We start from the raw sequence: 23,231 nt of genomic DNA, 5'->3' as shown, positions 1-23,231 counted from the left end.
CTCGGGGAATTGTCCACAAATTCACGTCAGATCGTCACCAAACCCCGCACCCCTTCCTGCGCCATGTCCGCCCCTCGTCCGCGCTGGACGATTTCGCCCCGCGCCATGACCAGGTATTGGTCGGCCAGCTCGGCGGCGAAGTCGTAGAACTGCTCCACCAGCAGGATCGCCATGTCGCCGCGGGCGGCGAGGGTGCGGATCACCCCGCCGATCTCCTTGATCACCGAGGGTTGGATGCCCTCGGTGGGCTCGTCGAGGATCAACAGGCGCGGTTGGCTGGCCAGCGCGCGGCCGATGGCGAGTTGCTGCTGCTGGCCGCCGGAAAGGTCGCCACCGCGACGGCCCCTCATGTCCAGGAGCACCGGGAAGAGTTCGTAGATGAACGCCGGCACGCGCGTCGCTTGGCTGCCGGAAAAGCGCGAGAGGCCCATCAGCAGGTTTTCCTCGACGCTCAGGCGCGGGAAGATCTCGCGCCCCTGGGGCACATAGGCGATGCCGGCGTTGACCCGCTGGTGCGGCTTGAGGCCGGCGATCGGCTTACCTTCCCAATTCACCGCGCCTTGCTTCGCCGGGATCAGGCCCATCAGGCATTTCAGCAGGGTGGTCTTGCCCACCCCGTTGCGCCCGAGCAGGCAGGTCACCTCACCCACCCGGGCCTCGAAACTCAGCCCGCGAAGGATATGGCTGCCGCCGTAGTATTGGTGCAACGCGTCGACTTGCAGCATGGGTACGTCCTCATGGCGCGGATGGCGCTTCACCCATCCACCGTCCGGGTTTTTGGTGGATGAAAAGAGCGTCATCCACCCTACGATCTCGCCTCCCGCCTCGGTGCGGGCATGTCTTGTAGGGTGGATGTCGCTTCACCCCTCCACCATTCGGTTTTGGTGGATGAAAAGAGCGTCATCCACCCTACGATCTCGCTTCCCGCCTCGGTGCGGGGTCATGCCCTGTAGGGTGGATGGCGCTTCACCCATCCACCATCCGGGGTTTTGGTGGATGAGAAGAGCGTCATCCACCCTACGATCTCGCTTCCCGCCTCGGTGCGGGCAGGTTTTGTAGTCTTGTAGGGTGGATGTCGCTTCACCCATCCACCATTCGGGGTTTTGGTGGATGAGAAGAGCGACATCCACCCTAGGATTTCGCTTCCCGCTTCGGTGCGGGGATGTCTTGTAGGGTGGATGGCGCTTCACCTCTCCACTAAACGGGCTAACGACCCAGGTAGACCTCGATCACCCGTTCGTCCGCCTGTACCTGTTCCAGCGAGCCTTCGGCCAGGACGTGGCCTTGGTGCAGCACGGTGACGTGGTCGGCGATGCTGCCGACGAAGCCCATGTCGTGCTCCACCACCATCAGCGAATGCTGGCCGGCGAGGCCTTTGAACAGTTCGGCGGTGAATTCGGTTTCGGCGTCGGTCATGCCCGCCACCGGCTCGTCGAGCAGCAGCAGCGGCGGGTTCTGCACCAGCAGCATGCCGATCTCGAGGAACTGTTTCTGGCCGTGGGAGAGCAGCCCGGCGGGGCGATCGCGCGAGGCGCCCAGGCGGATGGTGGCGAGCACCGCGTCGATGCGGTCGCGCTGTTCGCCCGAGAGCCGCGCGCGCAGGCTGGCCCACACCGACTTGTCGGCCTTCAGCGCCAGCTCGAGGTTCTCGAACACCGAGAGCGCCTCGAACACCGTGGGTTTCTGGAACTTGCGACCGATGCCGGCCTGGGCGATCTGCACCTCGCTCATGCGGGTCAGGTCGTAGGTCTCGCCGAAGTAGGCCTTGCCGCTGTCCGGGCGGGTCTTGCCGGTGATCACGTCCATCAGCGTGGTCTTGCCGGCGCCGTTGGGGCCGATGATGCAGCGCAGTTCGCCGACGCCGATGTACAGGGTCAGCGCGCGCAAGGCCTTGAAGCCATCGAAGCTGACCTCGATGTCCTCCAGGGTGAGGACGGTGCCATGGCGCACGTCCAGCCCCGCGCCGGCGCGCGAGCCCAGCCCCAGGGCGTCGCGGCCGCTGCCGCCGTCGAGGGTCGCGCCGGCCGCCGGCGGCAGCATGATCTCCGGGAGCGGCAGGGTTCTCATGATTCCCCCTTCTTGCGCCAGAGGCCGATCACGCCCGAGGGCAGGTACAGCGTCACCAGGATGAACAGCGCGCCGAGGAAGAACAGCCAGTATTCCGGGAAGGCCACGGTGAACCAGCTCTTCATGCCGTTGACGATGCCGGCGCCGAGCAGCGGACCGATCAGGGTGCCGCGCCCGCCGAGGGCGACCCACACGGCGGCCTCGATGGACTGCGTCGGCGCCATCTCGCTGGGGTTGATGATGCCCACCTGCGGCACGTAGAGCGCGCCCGCCAGGCCACAGAGCACGGCGGACAGCACCCAGACGAACAGCTTGTAGCCGCGCGGATCGTAGCCGCAGAACATCAGGCGGTTCTCGGCGTCGCGCAGGGCGGTGAGCACCCGGCCGAACTTGCTCCGCGCCAGCCGCCAGCCGAGCGCCAGGCTGGCCACCAGCAACGCCAGGGTGGCGAGGAACAGCACCGCGCGGGTGCCGGGCGCGGTGATGGCGAAGCCGAGCAGGGTGGTGAAGCCGGTGAAACCGTTGTTGCCGCCGAAGCCGGTCTCGTTGCGGAAGAACAGCAGCATGCCGGCGAAGGTCAGCGCCTGGGTCATGATCGAGAAGTACACGCCCTTGATCCGCGAGCGGAAGGCGAAGAAGCCGAACACCAGCGCCAGCACGCCCGGTGCCAGCACCACCAGGCACAGCGACCAGAGGAAACTGGAGGTGCCGTACCAGTACCAGGGCAGTTCGCGCCAGGCGAGGAAGCCCATGAACGCCGGCAGGCCGTCACCGGCGCTCTGGCGCATCAGGTACATGCCCATGGCATAGCCGCCGAGGGCGAAGAACAGGCCGTGGCCGAGGGACAGCAGCCCGGCATAGCCCCACACCAGGTCCAGGGCCAGGGCGACGATGGCGTAGCAGAGGATCTTGCCCACCAGGGTCAGGGTGTAGGCAGAGACCTGGGCCGGGTTGTCCGCCGGCAGCAGGGACAGCAACGGCAAGGCGGCGAGGATCGCCAGCGCCACGCCGAGGACGGCGAGGGTCAGGCGCGGGCCGGCCTTCTGCGCGGCGGTGAGGGTCAGCGGCTGGTTCATGGACGATGTCCTTCTTGGATGTCGGTCGCAGGCAGGGCGGGGCACCGGTGCGGTGTTTCCCTCACCCCCGCCCTCTCCCGGAGGGAGAGGGACCGCACGGGGCCTGCGTTCGAGGAAATCTGCCCTCTCGCTCCCATGGGGAGAGGGGCGCTGTCGAGTCCGCAGGATGGGACGAGCGCAGCGACGCCCATCGACGCGAGCGGGCGCAGCCGGTGGGTCGCTGAAGCGTGACCCCCCCTACGGGCTCGGGTGAGGGGCATCTGGCTCAATCGAGCACCCGGCCTTTCAGGGCGAAGAGGCCCTGGGGGCGTTTCTGGATGAACAGGATGATCAGCGCGAGGATCAGGATCTTGCCCAGCACCGCGCCGATCTGCGGTTCGAGGATTTTGTTGGCGATGCCCAGGCCGAATGCCGCCAGCACGCTGCCGGCCAGTTGGCCGACCCCGCCGAGCACCACCACCAGGAAGGAGTCGATGATGTAGCTCTGGCCGAGGTCCGGGCCGACGTTGCCGATCTGCGACAGCGCCACCCCGCCGAGCCCGGCGATGCCCGAGCCGAGGCCGAAGGCGAGCATGTCGACGCGGCCGGTGGGCACGCCGCAGCAGGCGGCCATGGCGCGGTTCTGGGTCACCGCGCGGACGTTGAGGCCGAGCCGCGTCCTGTTCAGCAGCAGCCAGGTCAGGACCACCACGCACAGGGCGAAGCCGATGATCACGATGCGGTTGTAGGGCAGCACCAGGTTGGGCAGCACCTGGATGCCGCCGGACAGCCAGGCGGGGTTGGCGACCTCGACGTTCTGCGCGCCGAACAGCAGGCGCACCAGCTGGATCAGCATCAGGCTGATGCCCCAGGTGGCCAGCAGGGTTTCCAGCGGGCGGCCGTAGAGATGGCGGATCACCGTGCGCTCCAGGGCCATGCCGATCGCCGCGGTGATGCCGAAGGCCACCGGCAGCGCCACCAGCGGATAGAACGCCAGGGCCTCGGGGGCCAGGCGCTGGAAGAGCATCTGCACCAGGTAGGTGGCGTAGGCGCCGAGCATCAGCATCTCGCCGTGGGCCATGTTGATCACCCCGAGCAGGCCGAAGGTGATCGCCAGGCCGAGGGCGGCGAGCAGCAGGATCGAACCCAGGCTCATGCCGGAAAATGCCTGGCCGAGCAGCTCGCCAATCAGCAGCTTGCGCTTGACCTGGGCCAGGCTGGTTTCCGCGGCGGTACGCACCCCGGCGTCCTGTTCCATCGCCGGGTCGAGCAAGGCTTCCAGGCGCGTGCGCGCCAGCGGTTGGCCGGTTTCGCCGAGCAGGCGCACGGCGGCGAGGCGTACCGCCGGGTCGCCGTCCACCAATTGCAGGTTGGCCAGGGCCAGGCTCAGGGCGGCGCGCACGGCGTCGTCCTGTTCGGCGACCACCCGTTGGTTGAGCAGGCCGAGCTGCTCCGGGCGCGCGCTCTTTTGCAACTGGCGGGCCGCGGCGAGGCGTTGGCCGGGGTCCGCGTCGAGCAGTCGATGGCTGGCCAGGGCGGTGTTGGCCAGGCCGCGCAGGCGATTGTTCAGGCGCAGCGGACGCGGCGTGCCGGTCGGCTCCGCGCCGCCGTCGGCGGGCCTGAAGGTGCCGTTGTCTTCGATGAACGGGACCTTCGCGCCGTCGGCGGCGAGGCGGCCGGCCTGCAACGCCTCGATCAGCGGCAGGCGCGCCGGCTCGGGGCCTGCCGCCCAACGTTCCAGCAGGTCCGCCTGCCGGGCCGGGGTGGCGCCGACGAAATCGCGGGCATCGCCGGCCCAGGTGGCGACCGGCAGCAGGAACAGGCAGGCGAGGATGAAGCGATGAAGAGCAGCGGCCATGTAGGTGTCCTTGAAAGCGCCAGTCACGCCGGGAACGATCCGAACGCTGCGTATCGAGCGGAAGGCCACCGACCGATCCGCCCGCAGGAACCGAACCCGCCTCGGCTCCAGCCCCGTGGGCGCGAGTTCACTCGCGAGCCGTCGTTCGCCACCCGCACGCGGCCCGCGGCGCGATGAAGGACAGTGGCCCTCTCGGTGTCCTTCATTACGCCGGTCATGCCGGGCCGGATCAGTTGCCCTTCACCGGATGGTCGGGCTTCTTGTCGTTGCCTTCGATGAAGGGGCTCCAGGGCTCGGCGCGAACCGGCCCCTCGGTCTGCCAGACCACCGAGAACTGACCGTCTTCCTGGACCTCGCCGATCATCACCGGCTTGTGCAGGTGATGGTTCTTCTCGTCCATCTTGAGGGTGTAGCCGTCCGGCGCGGCGAAGGTCTGCCCGGCCATGGCCTCGCGGACCTTGTCGACGTCGGTGGTGCCGGCCTTCTCGACCGCCTGGGCCCACATGTGGATGCCCACGTAGGTGGCCTCCATCGGGTCGTTGGTGACCACGGTATCGGCGTTGGGCAGCTTCTTGGCCTTGGCATAGGCCTTCCAGGCGGCGACGAAGCCTTCGTTCACCGGGTTATCCAGCGACTGGAAGTAGTTCCAGGCGGCGAGCTGGCCCACCAGCGGCTTGGTGTCGATGCCGCGCAGCTCTTCCTCGCCGACCGAGAAGGCCACCACCGGGATGTCGGTGGCCTCGATGCCCTGGTTGGCCAGCTCCTTGTAGAAGGGCACGTTGGAATCGCCATTGACGGTGGAGACCACCGCGGTCTTGCCGCCGGCGGAGAACTTCTTGATGTTGGCGACGATGGTCTGGTAGTCGCTGTGGCCGAAGGGGGTATAGACCTCTTCGATGTCCTTGTCGGCGACTCCTTTGCTGTGCAGGAAACTGCGCAGGATCTTGTTGGTGGTGCGCGGGTAGACGTAGTCGGTGCCGAGCAGGAAGAAGCGCTTGGCGGCGCCGCCGTCTTCGCTCATCAGGTACTCGACGGCGGGGATCGCCTGCTGGTTCGGCGCGGCGCCGGTGTAGAACACGTTGGGCGACATTTCCTCGCCCTCGTACTGCACCGGGTAGAACAGCAGGCCGTTGAGTTCTTCGTAGACTGGCAGCACCGATTTGCGCGACACCGAGGTCCAGCAGCCGAAGGTGACGGCGACCTTGTCCTGGGTCAGCAACTGGCGGCCCTTCTCGGCGAACAGCGGCCAGTTGGAGGCGGGGTCGACCACCACCGGCTCGAGCTTCTTGCCGAGCACGCCGCCCTTGGCGTTGATCTCGTCGAGGGTCATCAGCGCCATGTCCTTCAGCGAGGTCTCGGAGATCGCCATGGTCCCGGAGAGCGAGTGCAGGATGCCGACCTTGATGGTTTCCGCCGCCTGGAGCGACCAGGACATCCCCATGGCGGTGAGGGCGGCGGACAGGGTGAAAGCCTTGACGAAGCTACGACGCATGGTGCGATCTCCATTCACGGGTAATTCGTGGTGTCGGGCATGCCGCGCGCGGCCGATGAAGGCGGCCGGCGTTCTCGTGTGCCAAGGGCTTCAGCAAGAGCTGTGCCTCTTCCAGGGCCGGCCGGTGAATCGCCGCCGCCGAACGACGGCGGAACGGTCGCGCGAGCGCTCTGCCGCGGCCGTTGCCGGTGCGCGTGGCAATCGCCGGGGAGGGGAAAGGGGGGCGGCTGTCCGCCAGCGCGGAGGGCAGCGCGATGCCGGCCGCGGGCGGCTTGCACCACGGGGGTGCGGCTGCCCGACACTCGGTGCGGCGGTGACCTGTTCGCGGGCGTGCGGTGGAGGAAGGCGGGGCGCGCGACCGCGGACTGGCGTCGCTCGCCCCGGATTGGGCCGTCAGCCGACCATGTAGTTACGGATGCCGGTGAAGATGATCTGCGCCGCCAGGGCGCAGACGAACAGCCCCATCAGCCGGCTGACGATCTGCAGCCCCTGCTCCTTGAGCAGGCGCTCGAAGCGGTCGGACAGGTACAGCACCAGCCCCACGGTGACGCTGGCGATGAGGATCGCCGAGACCGCCAGCAGCTTGTCGTTCCAGTGCGGCTGGGTGGCGCCCATCACCAGCATGGCGCCGATGGTGCCGGGGCCGACGGTGAGCGGGATGGTCAGCGGGACGATGGTCACGTCCTGGTGCAGGTTGTCCGCCTGCACCGGCAACTTGCCCTGGGCCATGCCCAGGGCGGAGATGAACAGCACGCTGCCGGCGCCGATGCGGAAGGCATCGATGGTGATGCCGAACACGCTGAAGATGCCTTGGCCGAACAGGTAGAGCAGCAGGCTGGAGATCAGGGTGCCGGCGGCGACCTTCCAGGCCAGCCGCTTGCGTTCCTTCACCGTGTAGCCACGGGTCATGCCGATGAAGCAGGACAGCACGAAAAAGGGGCTGTAGAGCACCAGCATCTTCAAGTACAGGCTGAACAGCGTGGAAAGCATGGACGGCGACCCATGGGGGAGAGGCCGGCATTGTAGGGCCAACGGCCCATGCCTGTCCTCCCGCCGCGGTTTCAGGACGGCAGGGCGTCGCTCGGCTGGGGCGTGCGGCGGGCCTCTTTCTGGGCCACCCAGTGCTCGATCATTTCGCGTAGTTGGGACAGCTCCACCGGCTTGGCCATATGCCCGTCCATGCCCACTTCCCGTGCGCGCTCCTTGTGCTCGGCGAGGATGTGCGCGGTCAGCGCGACCACCGGCGTGCGCGGACGGTGTTCCAGGGCTTCCCATTCACGCAGGCGTTCGGTGGCGGTGAAGCCGTCGAGCACCGGCATCTCGCAATCCATCAGCACCAGGTCGTAGGGCTTGCGCTTCATCGCCTCCAGGGCTTCCTCGCCGTTGCTGGCGGTATCCGGTTGCAGGTTGAGCTTGCTGAGCATGCCGCGGATCACCTTGGTGGAGATGCTGTTGTCCTCCGCCACCAGGATGCGGAAGTCGTCCGGCACGTTCAGCGGAGTGCTCACCACCGGCTGGGCGACGCGGGTGGTGCCGCCGTTCTTGCGCTGCGCCAGTTCGTCGGCGAGGGTGGTCTTCAGGGTGTAGCCCGCCACCGGCTTGGCCAGGATGCGTTTGATCCCGGCATTGCGCGCGATGATCTTGCTCGGCGCGTTGCTGATCCCGGTGAGCATGATCAGCAGGATGTCGTGGTTCAGGCTCGGGTCTTCCTTCACCTTGGCGGCCAGTTGCATGCCGGTCATCCCCGGCATGTCCTGGTCGAGCAGCACCACGTCGAAATACTCGCGCAGGTGCGCCTTGGTCCGCAGCAGCGCCAGCGCCTCCTTGCCCGACGCCACCGCGCTGACCTGCACGCCCCAGGCGTTGCATTGCTGCACCAGCACCTTGCGGCAGGTTTCGTTGTCGTCGACCACCAGCAGGCGCGCGCCCTGCAAGGGGCTGTCCAGGTCGGCGGTGGGCTGCTCCAGGCGCTCGCTGTCCAGCGGCAGGGTCAGCCAGAGCGTCGAGCCCTGGCTGCCGGTCTGGATGCCGAACTCGCCGTTCATCAGGCGCACCAACTGGCGGGCGATGATCAGGCCGAGGCGGCCGCCCAGCTTGGTCGCGGCGAGGAAGTCCTTGCTGTGCAGCTCGGCGTTGAGCAAGGCGTCGCGTTCGTTGGCCTGCAGCGCCCGGCCGCTGTCCTGCACGGCGATGCGCAGGCGCGGCAGGGCGGCGGTTTCCAGGGCCACCACCAGCAGCACCTCGCCCTCGTCGGTCTGCTTGAAGGCATTGTCCAGCAGGCTGAGCACGGCCTGACGCAGGCGCGTCGGATCGCCGCTGATCACCCGCGGGACCTGCGGTTGCATGAAGCTGATCAGCTCGACCTTCTGCTGCTCGGCCTTGGCGCGGAAGATGTCCAGGCAGTCATCGATCAGGCCGTTGAGGTCGAACTGCACGTCGTCCAGCTCGATCTGCCCGGACTCCAGCTTGGAGATGTCGAGAATCTCGTTGATCAGGGTGAGCAATTCGTTGCCGGCGCTGTGGATGGTCTGCACGTAGTCGCGCTGCTTGGTCGACAGCGGCGTGCCCAGGAGCAGTTCGGTCATCCCCAGCACGCCATTCATCGGGGTGCGGATTTCATGGCTGATCTTGGCCAGGAAGTCCGCCTTGGCCTTGAGCTCGGCGGAGCTGGCGGCGAGATCGCGGCTGACGCTGAAGCGATCCTGGACGATGCGCCGTTGCCGCTCGCTGAGCGCCATGCTCAGCAGCAGGCCGCTGACCACGCAGGTGGCGAGCAGGCCGAAGGCCAGCCATTCCGACTCGACCCGCCAGTAGCCGAACAGCGCCGGCATGGCGCCGATGATGCTGCTGCAAAACAGCAGCATGGCCAGGCTGAACAGGCGCGCCGGGGTGTAGCCGTGGTGCCAGTGCTTCAAGGCCACCGCCAGGATGCTCAGGCCGGCGACGGCCGAGACCAGGTAGACCAACTGGGTGAAGCGCAGGCCGGTGCCCACCAGCAGCACCGCGCCGATCAGCAGCGCCACGACGAACTCGCCCAGCAGCAAGCGGGTCAGCGAGGCCTTCTTGCAGACGGTGCCGAAGAAGCTCGCGGTAAAGGCCATTGCACAGGCGATGGACAGCAGGATCGCCAGGTTGGTGATGTGCGGCAGCAGCGCCTGCCAGTCGCCGAGCCATGGCGAGCCGATCCCCAGCATGCTCAGCGCGCTGGTCAGCAGGCAGGCCTGGATCGCCGCTAGCCAGAGGCCGCTGGTGGCGCGGGCATAGCTGAAGCGCAGGAGGTTGTAGAGCATCAGCATGCCGATGGCGCCGAGCAGCAGGCCGAACAGCAGCGAGCGGCTGTCGTCGGCGGCCATGTCGGCGGCGGCCTGCAGGCTGATGCCGGGGCGCAACGGCTGTTCCGAGGCCAGGCGCACGTAGACGTCGAGGATCGCTTCGGAAACCGGCAGTGGCAGCAGGAAGTCGCGCCCGGGCAGGGGCCGGCTGGCGTAGGGGCGGCGGCTGCCGGTATGGGCCTGGGCCAGCAGTTCCTCGCCGCGCATCACGTAGAGGTCAAGGTAGGCGAGGTAAGGTGCGAAGACCCGGATCAGTTGCTCGTCCTGCTGGGGCGGCAACCGGTAGTGCAGCCACAGGGCGGGTTTTCCGCCGGACATGTACAGCCGGTCCAGCTCGGTGGGCGCGAATTGCGATTGGTAGCGGGGGGAGCGGATGTCGTCCAGGCCGAGGCCGGCGTCGGCATCGATCAGGAGTTCCCAGGGTTGAGTGTCGGCGGCCTGCGCCGTGACCTGGCAGATCGCGGCCAGCATGAGGCTGGCGATGAAACGGATGGCAATCCTGAGCCGACGCACGGGCAAGTCCCTTCGGGGTGAGTGGCCGGATTATAGCCAAGCCATTCGCACAGAGAATATGACAAAGGCGGGCGGCGCCGGCGTATCGCGCCCGAAGCCGCCCAGACGGCCACACTGCCTGAAGCGGTGGGCGGTCGGGCGGGCTTTACCCGATCTTTACCTTCAGTTTTCCCCGCGTTCCCGGGCGATCGCCCGGTAACCGATGTCGCTGCGGTAGAAACTGCCGTTCCAGCGGATCTTCTCCGCCAGGCGATAGGCTTGCCGCTGGGCCTCCGACACGCTGCGGCCGATGGCCGTGGCACAGAGCACGCGGCCGCCGGCGGTGACCACCCGGCCCGCCGCGTCCAGCGCGGTGCCGGCATGGAACACCTTGCCGTCCAGTGCCGCGGCCTCGGCCAGGCCTTCGATCACCTCGCCCTTGGCGTAGTCGCCCGGGTAGCCGCCGGCGGCCAGCACCACGCCGACCGTGGGCCGCGGGTCCCATTGCGCCTCGACCTTGTCCAGTGCCCGGGCCAGGGCGGCCTCCACCAGCAGCACCAGGCTGGATTCCAGGCGCACCATGATCGGCTGGGTCTCCGGGTCGCCGAAGCGGCAGTTGAACTCGATGACCTTGGGACGGCCGGCCTTGTCGATCATCAGCCCCGCATACAGGAAGCCGGTGTAGACGTTGCCTTCCTCGGCCATGCCGCGCACGGTCGGGTAGATCACCTCGTCCATCACCCGTTGGTGGACCTCGGCGGTCACCACCGGGGCCGGCGAGTAGGCGCCCATGCCGCCGGTGTTGGGGCCGCTGTCGCCGTCGCCGACGCGCTTGTGGTCTTGGCTGGTGGCCATCGGCAGGACATTCCTGCCGTCGACCATGACGATGAAGCTGGCTTCCTCGCCGTCGAGGAATTCCTCGATCACCACCCGCGACCCGGCCTCGCCGAAGGCGTTGCCGGCGAGCATGTCGCGCACCGCCTCCTCGGCTTCGGCCAGGGTCATGGCGACGATCACGCCCTTGCCCGCGGCCAGGCCGTCGGCCTTGATCACGATCGGCGCGCCCTTCTCCCGCAGGTAGGCCAGCGCCGGCGCGATCTCGGTGAAATTCTGGTAGTCGGCGCTGGGAATCCCGTGGCGGGCGAGGAAATCCTTGGTGAACGCCTTGGAACCTTCCAGTTGCGCCGCGCCGGCGGTGGGGCCGAAGCAATCCAGGCCGCGGGCGCGGAACAGGTCGACCACGCCCTTCACCAGCGGCGCTTCCGGGCCGACGATGGTCAGTTGCACGTGCTTCTCGGCGAAGTCGGCCAGTTGCTCCAGCGCCAGTACGTCGATGGCGACGTTCTCGCACTTGGCCTCGGTGGCGGTGCCGGCGTTGCCGGGGGCGACGAAGATTTTCTCGACGCGCGGGTCCTGGGCGACCTTCCAGGCCAGGGCGTGCTCGCGGCCGCCGCTGCCGATGATCAGTACGTTCATGGGTTTCTCCTTGGGGAGGCGGGCCGAAGGCCCGTTTGGTGGATAAGCGACGCGTTATCCACCCTACGAAAGGGGGCCGCGTAGGGTGGATGGCCGCAGTCATCCACCGTTACGTCAGTGGGGGTAGGGTGGGCGACCGGCGTTGCCCACCGTGGGTCCCTCAGTGCCTGAAGTGGCGCATGCCGGTGAATACCATGGCGATGTTCGCCTCGTCGGCGGCGGCGATCACTTCGCTGTCGCGCATCGAGCCGCCGGGCTGGATCACCGCGGTGATGCCGACCTTGGCCGCATTGTCGATGCCGTCGCGGAACGGGAAGAAGGCGTCCGAGGCCATCACGGCGCCCTGCACCGCGAGGCCGGCGTGTTCGGCCTTGATTGCGGCGATGCGGGCGGAGTTGACCCGGCTCATCTGGCCGGCGCCGACGCCGACGGTCTGCCGGTTGCGGGCGTAGACGATGGCGTTGGACTTGACGAACTTGGCCACCTTCCAGGCGAAGATCAGGTCGTGGATTTCCTGCTCGCTGGGCGCGCGGCGGGTCACCACCTTGAGGTCGTCGGCGCCGATCATGCCGATGTCGCGGCTCTGCACCAGCAGGCCGCCATTGACCCGTTTGTAGTCCCAGCCGGCGGCGCGCTCGGCCGGCCATTCGCCGCATTCGAGCAGGCGCACGTTGGCCTTGGCGGCGACCACCGCGCGCGCGTCGGCACTGACTTTCGGCGCGATGATGACTTCGACGAACTGGCGTTCGACGATGGCGCGGGCGGTGTCGCCGTCCAGCTCGCGGTTGAAGGCGATGATGCCGCCGAAGGCCGATTCGCTGTCGGTGGCGTAGGCCAACTCGTAGGCCTGGCGGATGCCGCCCTCGGCATCCGGCACCACGGCGACGCCACAGGGGTTGGCGTGCTTGACGATCACGCAGGCCGGCTTGACGAAACCCTTCACGCATTCCAGCGCGGCGTCGGTGTCGGCCACGTTGTTGAAGGACAGTTCCTTGCCTTGCAACTGGACGGCGGTGGACACGCTGGCCTCGCCCTTCTTCGCCTCGACGTAGAACGCCGCCTGCTGGTGCGGGTTCTCGCCGTAGCGCATGTCCTGCGCCTTGACGAACTGGGTGTTGAAGGTACGCGGGAAGACGCTGCGTCGTTCGGTGGAGAGCGTCTCCGCGCTGCGGTCGATGCCGCCGAGGTAGTTGGCGATCATGCCGTCGTAGGCGGCGGTGTGCTCGAAGGCCTTGAGCGCCAGGTCGAAGCGTTGGGCGTAGGTCAGGCCACCGGTGCGCAGCGCCTCGACGATGCCGGCGTAGTCGCCGACGTTGACCACGATGGCCACGTCCTTATGGTTCTTCGCCGCGGAGCGGACCATGGTCGGGCCGCCGATGTCGATGTTCTCGATGGCCTCGGCCAGGTCGCAATCGGGCTTGGCGACGGTGGCTTCGAAGGGATACAGGTTGACCGCGACCAGGTCGATCGGCTGGATGCCGTGCTGTTCCATCACCGCGCCGTCGAGGGCGCGACGGCCGAGGATGCCGCCGTGGATCTTCGGATGCAGGGTCTTGACCCGGCCGTCCATCATCTCCGGGAAGCCGGTGTAGTCGGCGACTTCCACGGCCTCGATGGCGTTGTCCCGGAGCAGCTTGTAGGTGCCGCCGGTGGAGAGGATTTCCACGCCGAGGGCGGCGAGCGCGCGGGCGAAGTCGAGGACACCGGTCTTGTCGGACACGCTGATCAGCGCGCGGCGGACGGGAAGGCGAAGGGTCTGGTCGGTCATGAAGAGTTCCACAGGGCTACAGGCTTTCTGGAGGCAGGTGCCGGGCCCGGAGCGACGCCGCCGCTGGCCGTCGCCTGCCGCCGCTTATCAGAGCAGGTCGTACTGCTTGAGCTTCTTGCGCAGGGTGCCGCGGTTCAGGCCCAGCAGCTCGGAGGCCTTGGTCTGGTTGCCTTTGACGTAATTCATCACGCTTTCCAGCAGGGGCGCCTCGACTTCGGAAAGCACCAGGTTGTACACGTCGGTGACTTCGGCGCCTTCCAGATGGGCGAAATAGTTGTGCAGCGCCTTCTCCACACTGCCGCGCAGCGTCTGGCCCTCGGCGGACGGCGCGTTCAGGTGTTGTTTCAGATTGCCGTTGTCGCTCACGGATGTTGCCCCATCAAAAAAATTTTCGCTCATCGTCGTCATGCGGCCGCCCCTTCGTTGTTATGGCAGTCGACGAAGAACTGTCGAATGCCGGCGCGTTGCTCGTCCGCGCGCTCCAGACGGTTGAACCGGGTGCGGAATTCCCTGGCCCCCGGCAACGTCGCCAAATACCAGCCGACATGCTTGCGGGCGATGCGGATGCCCATCGCCTCGCCATAGAAGGTGTGCAAGCCGGCCAGATGCTCCAGCAAAATGCCTTCCACTTCTCCCAATCCCGGTGCCGGCAGGTATTCGCCGGTCGCCAGGTAATGGACGATCTCGCGGAATATCCACGGTCGTCCTTGCGCCGCGCGACCGATCAGCAGGCCGTCGGCGCCCGTGGCGGCGAGGACCTGCGCGGCCTTGCGCGGCGAATCGATGTCGCCGTTGGCGAACACCGGAATCGACAACGCCTGCTTGATCGCGGCGATGTGCTCGTATTCCGCCTCGCCGGTGTACAGATCGGCGCGGGTCCGGCCGTGCACCGCCAGTGCCTGGATTCCGGAACGCTCGGCGATCCGCGCGATGGCCAGGCCATTGCGGTTCTGCCGATCCCAGCCGGTGCGGATCTTCAGGGTGACCGGCACGTCCACCGCGGCGACCACCGCCTCGAGGATCTCCGCCACCAGCATCTCGTCCTTCATCAGGGCCGACCCCGCGGCCTTGTTGCAGACTTTCTTCGCCGGGCAGCCCATGTTGATGTCGATGATCTGCGCGCCCAGCCTTACGTTGGCCCTGGCCGCTTCGGCCAGCATCTGCGGGTCGCCGCCGGCGATCTGCACCGAGCGCGGCTCGGGATCGCCTTCATGGGGCAGGCGCAGGCTGGACTTGCGGGTGTTCCACAGGCGGACGTCGCTGGTGACCATTTCCGAGACCACCAGGCCGGCGCCGAGGCGGCGGCAGAGCTGGCGAAACGGACGATCGGTCACGCCCGCCATGGGGGCGAGGATCACCGGGTTGGGCAACGTGTAAGGGCCGATGCGTACCGCCGACATGGGTCTTCCCTGCCTGTGGGGCCTGCGTTCAGTCGTTTTCGGGTGTTCGAAAAAGGGTGGGCATGATACCCGCTCTCGATGACCGGATAAAGGTCGTTTTGAACAAATTATGAACAGTAAAAAGCTTATCGCCAGCGGTTAGGAAGGCCCCTCCGAAAGGGCCGGGCGCTAGTCGGGAGAATGGAAACTCAGGCTGTAATTCACTGCTTGGTTACCCGGGTCGAGGATGTCCAGGGAAATATGGATCGGCGTTTGCGGCGGCATTTCGCTCTGCCCGGCCAGTTCGCCGCCGAGGTATTCGCCGGGCTTGAAGCGACGGCTGGCGAGGAGCTGGCCGCTGAGGTCGGCGAAGCGCAGCTCCAGCAGCGGGAAGGGCTGGGCGAAGGGCGCGCGGTTGTAGAGGATCGCATCCACCACCAGGGCACCGCTGAATTCCGGGTGGCTGCGCACCACCAGGTTGCTGCTCTTGATCAGCTCGATGTCCACCTTGGACGGCAATTGGCAGCCGATTTCCGGGCATATCTCTTCGAACCAGGGGCGGTAGCGGTCCTGGCGCGCCAGTTCGCCGTAGTGGTACCAGACGTATTGCCCGCACAGGGCCAGCAGGCCGATCAGGTTCAGCGCCGCCCAGCCGATCCAGCGGCCCCAGGGTTTCTTCGGGCGCTGCCAGTCGAGGTGCAGCGGCTCTTCGTTCAGGTTGAGCAGGCCCTCATCGCGCAGGGCCGGCTCGTGGCGTGGCCTGGCCGGGACGATCGGCTCGCTTTCCGTGCGTGCATCCGGGTCGTTCTCTTCCGCATCATCGTCGTCGCGGCGCGCGTGCAGCTCGCCCAGGCGCGGCGGTTTTTCCGGGTGCGCATCCGGCCGGGCGGACGGCTCGCCCGGCGGCATGGGCGTGTCTCGCCCGGGCTCGGCGATGGGGGGAGGCGGCGCCTTCGCCTGAGATATCCCGGGCGCTGCGGCCGATATCGGAGGTGCCGCACGGGGACCTTCCTCGCGCAGCAGGGCTTCGGCCCAGCGCTCGTCGTGGCGATCCGGGGCGGCCTCCTCGCGCTGGCCGAGCAGGCGTTCGGCGGTGAAGGGCGCGCGTTCCAGGGCGAGGAATTCCTGGGACAGTTGCAGTTCTTCGCGTTCCAGTTTGGCCAGCTCCTCGTCCAGGTCGAGGCTGTCCAGGTCGAGGTCGTCGTGAATCCACAGGGTATTGGGCGGTGCGTCCTTGGCTTTACCGGCCACGGAGGCCAGCGTGTCCTTCGGAGCCGGAGCCGGAGCCGGAGCCGGAGCCGGAGCCGGAGCCGGAGCCGGAGCCGGAGCCTTGGCGGGCGTGGCGGGCGCCGTGGAGGGCGGGGCAGCCGGTCGAGGCCTGGTTGCCTGCTGGGCGCCCGGACGGACCGCGGACACCGCATCGCTGAGCAACTGCTGCGCGGCGTTGTACACATGCAGGCAAGCGCCACAGCGGACCGCGCCATGGGCGGCGCCGAGCTGTGCCCGATTCACACGGAAGCTGGTGCGGCAATGGGGGCACTGGGTGACGAAGCTGTCGGTCATGCGGCGGTCCGTATAAAACGAGGCGCTAGTCTAGCGTAAGCGCCCGCGGCAGCGGCAAGCGGTGTGAAGACCAGGGCGGACGTACCGCCCCGCGTGCGGGGCAGGCCCCGGCGCATGGGGCTCATCGGGCCTGGCGGCGACGCCCGCTGATGCGTACCCAGCCATCCTTGTCGGCGGTGGGGTCGAGGTCGAACGCATCCGAGTAGGCCGCACGGACCTCTTCGGCCTGCTCCGCGAGGATGCCGGACAGTGCCAGCAGTCCGCCCGGTCGCACCAGGCCGGTGATCTGCGGTGCCAGCGCCACCAGCGGCCCTGCGAGGATGTTCGCCACCACCACCTCGGCGTGCTCGGCGGGCAGGTCGGCGGGCAGGTAGAGCGGAAAACGCTCGGGTTCGATGCCGTTGCGTCCAGCGTTGTCCCGCGAGGCTTGCAGTGCCTGGGGATCGATATCGGTGCCCACCGCGCGGCGGGCGCCGAGCAGCAACGCGGCGATGGCGAGAATGCCCGAGCCGCAGCCGAAATCCAGCAGCGTGCGATCCTTCAGGTCCTGGGCATCCAGCCATTCGAGGCACAGCGCGGTGGTTGGGTGAGTGCCGGTGCCGAACGCCAGGCCGGGATCCAGCAGCAGGTTCACCGCCTGTGGCTCGGGGGCGGCGTGCCAGCTCGGGACGATCCACAGGCGCCGGCCGAAACGCATCGGATGGAAGGCGTCCATCCAACTGCGCTCCCAGTCCTGATCCTCGATACGCTCCACCTGGTGGTCGGGGAGGGCGCCAGCGGTGAGCCACTGCAGATGGCTCAGCAGGCTGGCTTCATCGGTGTCGGCTTCGAACAGCGCCAGCAGGTGGGTGCGCGACCAGAGGGGCGTGGTGCCCAGGTCCGGCTCGAAGATCGGCTGGTCTTCGGCGTCCATGAAGGTCACCGAGACGGCGCCGACCTCGAGCAGGGCGTCTTCGTAGGTTTCCGCCTGTTCCGGGGTGATGGCGAGGCGGATCTGGAGCCAGGGCATTGCGGGAAACCTCGGGGCGAAGGGGCGGACGCCAGGCGCCCGCCCCCGGGCTGGAAAAAGGCGGCAACCTTACCAGACAAAGGGTTTCCAGCGACACTCCGGGCAGTACAGGTAGGTTTCCCGGCCATCTTCGAAGACCACCGACCCGGCCTGCAATTGATGAAGCGACCAGACCGCCTTGCTGCCGTCGACGAACTCCACCTTGCCGCTGGCGTAGCAGGGCGACCAGTCGAGGGTGTGCCAGTAGTCGTCGGCTTCGACCGCCTGGGTCTTGTCGAAGAAGCGCCGCACGGCCGCCTCGTCGACGACGAAGCCCGAGCAGTCCGCCTGGTCGCTCTCCGGGCCCTTGGCCCGCGCGGCGTTCTGGGTGATCTCCAGGCGCTGGACGGCCGCCAGCCCGGCGGGCTTCAGGCTGGGTTCGGTGCCGTCGTCCAGGGCATCGTCCTGGGCGCTGACGCAGGCGGCCAGCAGGCTGGCGCCGAATAACGCGATGAGTCTCACCATCTGGCCGTCGACGCCTCCGATTCGGTCTTGCGGGATACCGTGGGGTGACGGAACACCTCCATCATCGGCACGCGCAGGGTGGAAGAGATTTCTCCGATCAGCCATTTGAGGGATGCGTTCTGCGCATCGGTCACGGTGACGAAGTTCCGCTCCGCGGCGCCCGCGACCCGCCCGAAGGAGGGATTGGGCACGGTCTCGCCGACCAGCTCGATGCCGATGCTGTCCTGGTTCGAGGGGTAGCGGTCCGGTGCGGCCTTGGCCTGCTCGCGCAGGTGCTCGGCGCGTGGGTTGAAGCTTTGCAGGGCCTTGGTTTCGGCGGGGGTGCAGCGGTGTTCGACGACGCAGCGCGCGCGCAGGCGGCCGACGTGATTGGTGCGTTTGTATAGCGAGGCGGTCTGGTAGATGGTGCCGTCCTTGTCGATCAGGATGTGCGCACCGGCAACGCTGGTCTTGTAGCTGTTCAGGGAGGAAGAGGCGGAGGCGCCGCCGGTCTGGTGCACGATTATCCCGTTCACCACCGTCATGTCGCCGCGTTCGATGGTGGTGGCGCGTGCGAGGCGTACCCGCGGGTCCTGGATCATGCCTGCGGCATCGAGAGTCAACATACGCAATCTCCTTGAGGTATCCACGGATAGTGCCGGGGGGAGGCCGGGCCTGCCGCCGCATGTCGCGGAAATGTGATGCGTGTAGCAGTGTGGATGTGCAGTCGTTCCGTTTTTGCACGGCCCGCGGCGCCTCGACGTGAGTCTTCGTGCACAACGTCGACGGCGCAGGCGAATGGCGTTTCGACGCTCGCCGGGGCATCCGGTTCCCGTGGTGGCCGAGATCGGCGGACGGATCGGGCGCGGATAACGAAAAAGGAGCGGCAAGCCGCTCCTTTTTCTTTTCGCGTCAGGCGGCGGACCGCCTCACTTGATGCCGAGCTTGTGCTCGAGGTAGTGGATGTTCACGCCACCCCGGCAGAACCCCTTGTCCCGCGTCAGGTCGCGATGCAGCGGGATATTGGTCTTGATGCCGTCGACGACGATCTCGTCCAGCGCATTGCGCATCCGCGCCAGCGCTTCGTCCCGGTCGACGCCATAGCTGATCAGCTTGCCGATCAGCGAGTCGTAGTTCGGCGGGACCGAATAGCCGCTGTACAGGTGCGAGTCGACACGGATGCCGTTACCGCCCGGGGCGTGGAAGTACTTGACCTTGCCGGGGCTCGGCATGAAGGTCGAAGGGTCTTCCGCGTTGATCCGGCATTCCAGCGCGTGGCCGCGGATCACCACGTCGTCCTGGGTGTAGGACAGCTTGTTGCCGGCGGCGATGCTGAGCATTTCCTTGACGATGTCGATGCCGGTGACCATTTCGGTGACCGGGTGCTCGACCTGGACGCGGGTGTTCATCTCGATGAAATAGAACCGCCCGTTCTCGTAGAGGAACTCGAAGGTACCGGCGCCGCGGTAGCCGATCTCGATGCAGGCTTTCACGCACCGATCGAGGACTTCCTGGCGGGCGTCTTCGTCGATGCCCGGGGCCGGCGCTTCTTCCAATACTTTCTGGTGACGGCGTTGCAGCGAGCAATCGCGGTCGCCCAGGTGGATCGCGTTGCCCTGGCCGTCGGAAAGCACCTGCACTTCCACGTGACGCGGATTGGTGAGGAATTTTTCCAGGTAGACCATCGGGTTGCCGAACGCGGCGCCGGCCTCGGTGCGGGTCAGCTTGGCGGCCTTGATCAGCTCTTCCTCGCTGTGGACCACGCGCATACCGCGGCCGCCGCCGCCGCCGGCGGCCTTGATGATCACCGGGTAACCGACCTCGCGGCCGATCGCCAGCGCGGTTTCCTCGTCTTCCGGCAGCGGGCCGTCGGAACCCGGCACGGTGGGCACGCCGGTGCGCTTCATGGCGTCCTTGGCGGACACCTTGTCGCCCATCAGGCGGATCACATCGGCGGTCGGGCCGATGAAGGCGAAGCCGGATTTCTCCACCTGTTCGGCGAAGTCGGCGTTCTCGGCGAGGAAGCCGTAACCCGGGTGGATCGCCGTGGCGCCGGTGACTTCGGCGGCCGCGATGATCGCCGGGATGTGCAGGTAGGATTGCGCGGCGGGGGCCGGACCGATGCAAACGGTCTCGTCGGCCAGGGACAGATGCATCAACTCGCGATCCGCCGTGGAGTGTACCGCCACCGTCTTGATGCCCAGTTCCTTGCAGGCACGCAGAATGCGCAGGGCGATCTCGCCGCGGTTGGCGATCAGGACTTTTTCCAACATCGCAGGCTCTCCGCGGTTCAAACGATGGTGAACAGCGGCTGGTCGTACTCTACCGGCTGGCCGTTCTCCACCAGGATGGATTCGATCACGCCGCTGGTTTCGGCTTCGATGTGGTTCATCATCTTCATCGCTTCGACGATGCAGAGGATGTCGCCCTTCTTGACGCTCTGGCCGACTTCGACGAACGACGGCGTACTCGGCGAGGAGGCGCGGTAGAAGGTGCCGACCATCGGCGAGCGCACCACGTTGCCGTTCAGCTTGGGTGCGGCAGCAGCAGCAGCGGGGGCGGCGGCATCGCCGGCGGGCGCCGCCTGGGGCGCGGGGGCCGGTGCGGCCGGCGCGGCGTAGTAAGGTTGCGGAGCGAAAGCCTGTTTACTGTGGCGGCTGATACGTACCGACTCTTCCCCTTCGTGAATTTCCAGCTCGTCGATACCGGACTCTTCCAGCAGCTCGATCAGTTTCTTGACTTTACGGATATCCATTAATCATCAACTCCCAGGTGAGGTCAGGGGCGTTCTAGTTGTTCCAGGGCGGCCTCCAGGGCCAGGCGATAACCCGTGGCGCCAAGGCCGCAGATCACTCCCACGGCAACGTCGGAAAAATAGGAGTGATGGCGGAAGGGTTCGCGTTTATGCACGTTGGACAGGTGCACTTCGATGAATGGGATGCTCACCGCCAGCAATGCGTCACGTAATGCGACGCTGGTGTGGGTGAAGGCCGCCGGATTGATCAGGATGAAGTCGACGCCCTCGCCGCGGGCGGCGTGGATGCGCTCGATCAATTCGTACTCGGCGTTGCTCTGCAGATACAGCAGGTGGTGGCCCGCCGCGAGCGCGCGTTGCTGCAGATCCTGATTGATCTGCTCGAGGGTGGTGGCGCCGTAGACGCCGGGTTCGCGGGTGCCGAGCAGGTTGAGGTTGGGCCCGTGCAGTACCAGTAAGGTCGCCATGTGCTTGTCCTTGTTCTTTTCAGCCGCAAGACTATGCCGAAAGGTCTAAACCCTGTCCAGTTACCGACAGTTGACCGCACGATGGCAGTCATTTATGAACATTGTCTGACGACTCAGCGGCCAGCGGAGGCGCTGTCGAGGCGCCGGGCGAACGCCGCCGCGTCGATCTCGCCGACGACCCGCAAGGCGCTGCGCTCTTCGCCGTCGCGGGAGAAGAACTGGATCGCCGGCGGGCCGAACAGCCCGTAACGGTCCAGCAGCGCGCGCTGGGCCGGATCGCTGCGGGTGATATCGAAGCGGATCAGGCGGTAGCCGCCGAGCCGGGAGGTCACTTCCGTAGCGTTCAACACCTCGCGCTCGATCACCTTGCAGCTGATGCACCAGTCGGCGTACCAGTCCACCAGGACCGGTTGGCCAGCGCTCTTCGCGTCGGCCAGGGCCGCCTGCAAGGCCGCCGGCTCGCTGAGGTTCTGCCAGTCGCCGCTGCTGTTGGCCGCGCGCGCGGCGGTGCCGCTGGCAAGCATGGGGTGGCCGAAGGGGCGCAGCGGGTCGGTGGCCCCCTGGAGGGCGCCGATCCAGGCCGCCAGCGCATATACCAGCAGGAACAGCCCGAGCAATTGCGCCAAGCGCTGGCGGGTGGACTTCGGCGTGAACTCCAGGGCGCCGAGGAACAGCGCCACGCCGCCGGCGAGGGCGCCCCACAGGCCCAGGCTCAGCGAGCCGGGCAGTACCCGTTCGAGCAGCCAGATCGCCACCGCCAGCAGAAGCACGCCGAAGGCATTGCGCACCTGCACCATCCAAGTGCCGGTCTTCGGCAGCAAGGCGCCGCCGCCGGTGGCGAACAGCACCAGCGGCGCGCCCATGCCGAGGCCGAGGGCGAACAGCTTCAGGCCACCGCCCAGGGCGTCGCCACTGGCGCTTATATACAGTAGGGCGCCCGCCAGCGGCGCCGACACGCACGGCGATACCAGCAGGCTTGAGAGCACCCCGAGCAGCGCCGCGCCCCACAGCGAGCCGCCTTCGGCGCGCCCCGCCAGGCGGTCCAGGGGCTCGCTGGCCCAGCGCGGCAGGCGCAGTTCGAAGAGGCCGAACATAGCCAGGGCGAAGGCCACGAAGAAGGCGGCGAAGGGGATCAGGATCCACGGCGATTGCAGCCGCGCCTGCAGGTTCAGCTCCGCGCCGAACACGCCCATCAGCGCCCCCAGCACGGCGAAGCAGGCCGCCATCGGCAGTACGTAGGCGAGCGACAGGCTCAGGCCGCGGGCGCCGCCCACCTTTCCGCGCAGCACCACGCCGGAGAGGATCGGCAGCATCGGCAACACGCAGGGGGTGAAGGTCAGGCCGAGGCCGGCGAGGAAGAACAGCAGCAGTTCGTGCCAGCTCCAGGCCGTTGCGCCGCCCGTCGCGTTCGCGACTGGTGTCCGGGTCGCGGCGTCGTCGGGGGGCGGAGTGTCGGCCGTATCGCCGATGCGGATGCGCTCGGTCTCCGGCGGGTAGCAGAGGCCCTTGTCGGCGCAGCCCTGGTAGGTCACCAGCAGGGTGAAGGGACCTTTCGGGGCCTTTTCCAGGGGCAGGTCGACATCCAGCACCCCGTAGTACACCTCGACGTTGCCGAAGTAGTCGTCGGTCTTGTGCACGCCATCCGGCAATCGCGCGGCGCCCAGGGCGATATCCGCCGGTTCGGTGCGGAACTGGAAACGATGGCGGTAGAGGTAATAGCCCTCCGCGGTGATGAAGCTCAGCTTGATCGATTCGGCCGAGCTCGCCGCGAGGCGCAGGCGGAAGGCTTCGCGTACCGGCAGGAAGTCGCTGCTGTTGTTCAGCGGCGCACCCAGCGGGCTGGCCGTCGGGCGTTTGTCGAACAGGCCGGCCGAGGCGGGCAGGGCGACCAACAGGATGAGCAGGAGCAACAGGCGGCGCATGGCGGTCTCGCGAAAACGAAAATGCCCGGCATGATAACCAAAACGCCGCGCCGCGGTTGCGACCGTTGGGCACAGGGGATGGCGGGCGGCAACCTTCGCGCCCGCCGCCGGCG

At 67.3% G+C, this 23,231-nt stretch carries 19 protein-coding genes; all 19 read right to left on the bottom strand.

Translation table 11 applies throughout. The features are described from left to right. Positions 1-26 precede the first annotated feature (26 nt). The 19 genes from urtE to dsbD all read right to left on the bottom strand — a co-directional run bounded on the left by urtE (position 27) and on the right by dsbD (position 23,118). Positions 27-725, bottom strand: coding sequence for an urea ABC transporter ATP-binding subunit UrtE (gene urtE, locus OGL92_RS04060; RefSeq protein ID WP_263140805.1), 699 nt, complete (start codon positions 723-725; stop codon positions 27-29). Positions 726-1,206: 481 nt separating this feature from the next. Next, positions 1,207-2,067, bottom strand: coding sequence for an urea ABC transporter ATP-binding protein UrtD (urtD, locus tag OGL92_RS04055; protein WP_263140801.1), 861 nt, complete (start codon positions 2,065-2,067; stop codon positions 1,207-1,209). After that, positions 2,064-3,143, bottom strand: coding sequence for an urea ABC transporter permease subunit UrtC (urtC, locus tag OGL92_RS04050; protein WP_263140798.1), 1,080 nt, complete (start codon positions 3,141-3,143; stop codon positions 2,064-2,066). Before urtC ends, urtD begins: the two co-directional genes overlap by 4 nt. Positions 3,144-3,408: 265 nt before the next feature. Next, positions 3,409-4,980: an urea ABC transporter permease subunit UrtB gene (urtB, locus tag OGL92_RS04045; protein WP_263140795.1), complete on the bottom strand. Its 1,572-nt coding sequence runs from the start codon at positions 4,978-4,980 to the stop codon at positions 3,409-3,411. 229 nt (positions 4,981-5,209) lie between these two features. Next, on the bottom strand, positions 5,210-6,472 hold the full coding sequence (gene urtA / locus OGL92_RS04040) for an urea ABC transporter substrate-binding protein (protein WP_263140789.1): 1,263 nt from the start codon (positions 6,470-6,472) through the stop codon (positions 5,210-5,212). Positions 6,473-6,865: 393 nt separating this feature from the next. After that, positions 6,866-7,462 carry a MarC family protein gene (locus OGL92_RS04035; protein WP_263140783.1) on the bottom strand — a complete coding sequence of 199 codons (597 nt, stop codon included), beginning with the start codon at positions 7,460-7,462 and terminating at the stop codon, positions 6,866-6,868. A gap of 71 nt (positions 7,463-7,533) precedes the next feature. Next, the gene (locus tag OGL92_RS04030; RefSeq protein ID WP_263140781.1) at positions 7,534-10,317 is read right to left on the bottom strand and encodes a hybrid sensor histidine kinase/response regulator; all 2,784 of its coding nucleotides are present in this window, start codon (positions 10,315-10,317) and stop codon (positions 7,534-7,536) included. Positions 10,318-10,479: 162 nt separating this feature from the next. Then, positions 10,480-11,772, bottom strand: coding sequence for a phosphoribosylamine--glycine ligase (purD, locus tag OGL92_RS04025; RefSeq protein ID WP_263140780.1), 1,293 nt, complete (start codon positions 11,770-11,772; stop codon positions 10,480-10,482). 160 nt (positions 11,773-11,932) lie between these two features. Continuing rightward, entirely contained in the window at positions 11,933-13,540 is a 1,608-nt protein-coding gene (purH, locus tag OGL92_RS04020) for a bifunctional phosphoribosylaminoimidazolecarboxamide formyltransferase/IMP cyclohydrolase (RefSeq protein ID WP_263140777.1), read from the bottom strand. An 87-nt stretch (positions 13,541-13,627) separates the two neighbouring features. Continuing rightward, a complete protein-coding gene (gene fis, locus OGL92_RS04015) occupies positions 13,628-13,948 on the bottom strand; it encodes a DNA-binding transcriptional regulator Fis (protein ID WP_263140775.1) in 321 nt (106 codons plus the stop codon). Then, a complete protein-coding gene (dusB, locus tag OGL92_RS04010; protein WP_263140772.1) occupies positions 13,945-14,940 on the bottom strand; it encodes a tRNA dihydrouridine synthase DusB in 996 nt (331 codons plus the stop codon). Before dusB ends, fis begins: the two co-directional genes overlap by 4 nt. A gap of 168 nt (positions 14,941-15,108) precedes the next feature. Beyond that, complete coding sequence (locus tag OGL92_RS04005; RefSeq protein WP_263140769.1) at positions 15,109-16,482, bottom strand: DUF3426 domain-containing protein; 1,374 nt, start codon at positions 16,480-16,482, stop codon at positions 15,109-15,111. 121 nt (positions 16,483-16,603) lie between these two features. Continuing rightward, positions 16,604-17,491, bottom strand: coding sequence for a 50S ribosomal protein L11 methyltransferase (gene prmA, locus OGL92_RS04000; RefSeq protein WP_263140768.1), 888 nt, complete (start codon positions 17,489-17,491; stop codon positions 16,604-16,606). 69 nt (positions 17,492-17,560) lie between these two features. Beyond that, positions 17,561-17,995, bottom strand: coding sequence for a hypothetical protein (locus OGL92_RS03995; protein ID WP_263140766.1), 435 nt, complete (start codon positions 17,993-17,995; stop codon positions 17,561-17,563). Beyond that, complete coding sequence (locus OGL92_RS03990) at positions 17,989-18,600, bottom strand: N-acetylmuramoyl-L-alanine amidase (protein ID WP_263140761.1); 612 nt, start codon at positions 18,598-18,600, stop codon at positions 17,989-17,991. Before OGL92_RS03990 ends, OGL92_RS03995 begins: the two co-directional genes overlap by 7 nt. Before the next feature lie 303 nt (positions 18,601-18,903). Then, positions 18,904-20,247 (bottom strand): acetyl-CoA carboxylase biotin carboxylase subunit, encoded by a 1,344-nt coding sequence (gene accC / locus OGL92_RS03985; protein ID WP_263140752.1) that lies wholly within the window; start codon positions 20,245-20,247, stop codon positions 18,904-18,906. A gap of 17 nt (positions 20,248-20,264) precedes the next feature. After that, positions 20,265-20,729, bottom strand: coding sequence for an acetyl-CoA carboxylase biotin carboxyl carrier protein (gene accB / locus OGL92_RS03980; protein ID WP_263140749.1), 465 nt, complete (start codon positions 20,727-20,729; stop codon positions 20,265-20,267). Positions 20,730-20,752: 23 nt separating this feature from the next. Then, positions 20,753-21,196, bottom strand: a complete 444-nt coding sequence (gene aroQ / locus OGL92_RS03975) for a type II 3-dehydroquinate dehydratase (RefSeq protein WP_263140746.1) — start codon at positions 21,194-21,196, stop codon at positions 20,753-20,755. A 113-nt stretch (positions 21,197-21,309) separates the two neighbouring features. After that, positions 21,310-23,118 carry a protein-disulfide reductase DsbD gene (gene dsbD / locus OGL92_RS03970; RefSeq protein ID WP_263140744.1) on the bottom strand — a complete coding sequence of 603 codons (1,809 nt, stop codon included), beginning with the start codon at positions 23,116-23,118 and terminating at the stop codon, positions 21,310-21,312. Positions 23,119-23,231: the final 113 nt, after the last annotated feature.

Source organism: Pseudomonas sp. RIT-PI-AD (assembly GCF_025642785.1).
Classification (GTDB): Bacteria; Pseudomonadota; Gammaproteobacteria; order Pseudomonadales; family Pseudomonadaceae; genus Pseudomonas_T.
Note: the sequence above shows the minus strand (reverse complement) of the source record. Positions and strands in the feature narration are given on the sequence as shown.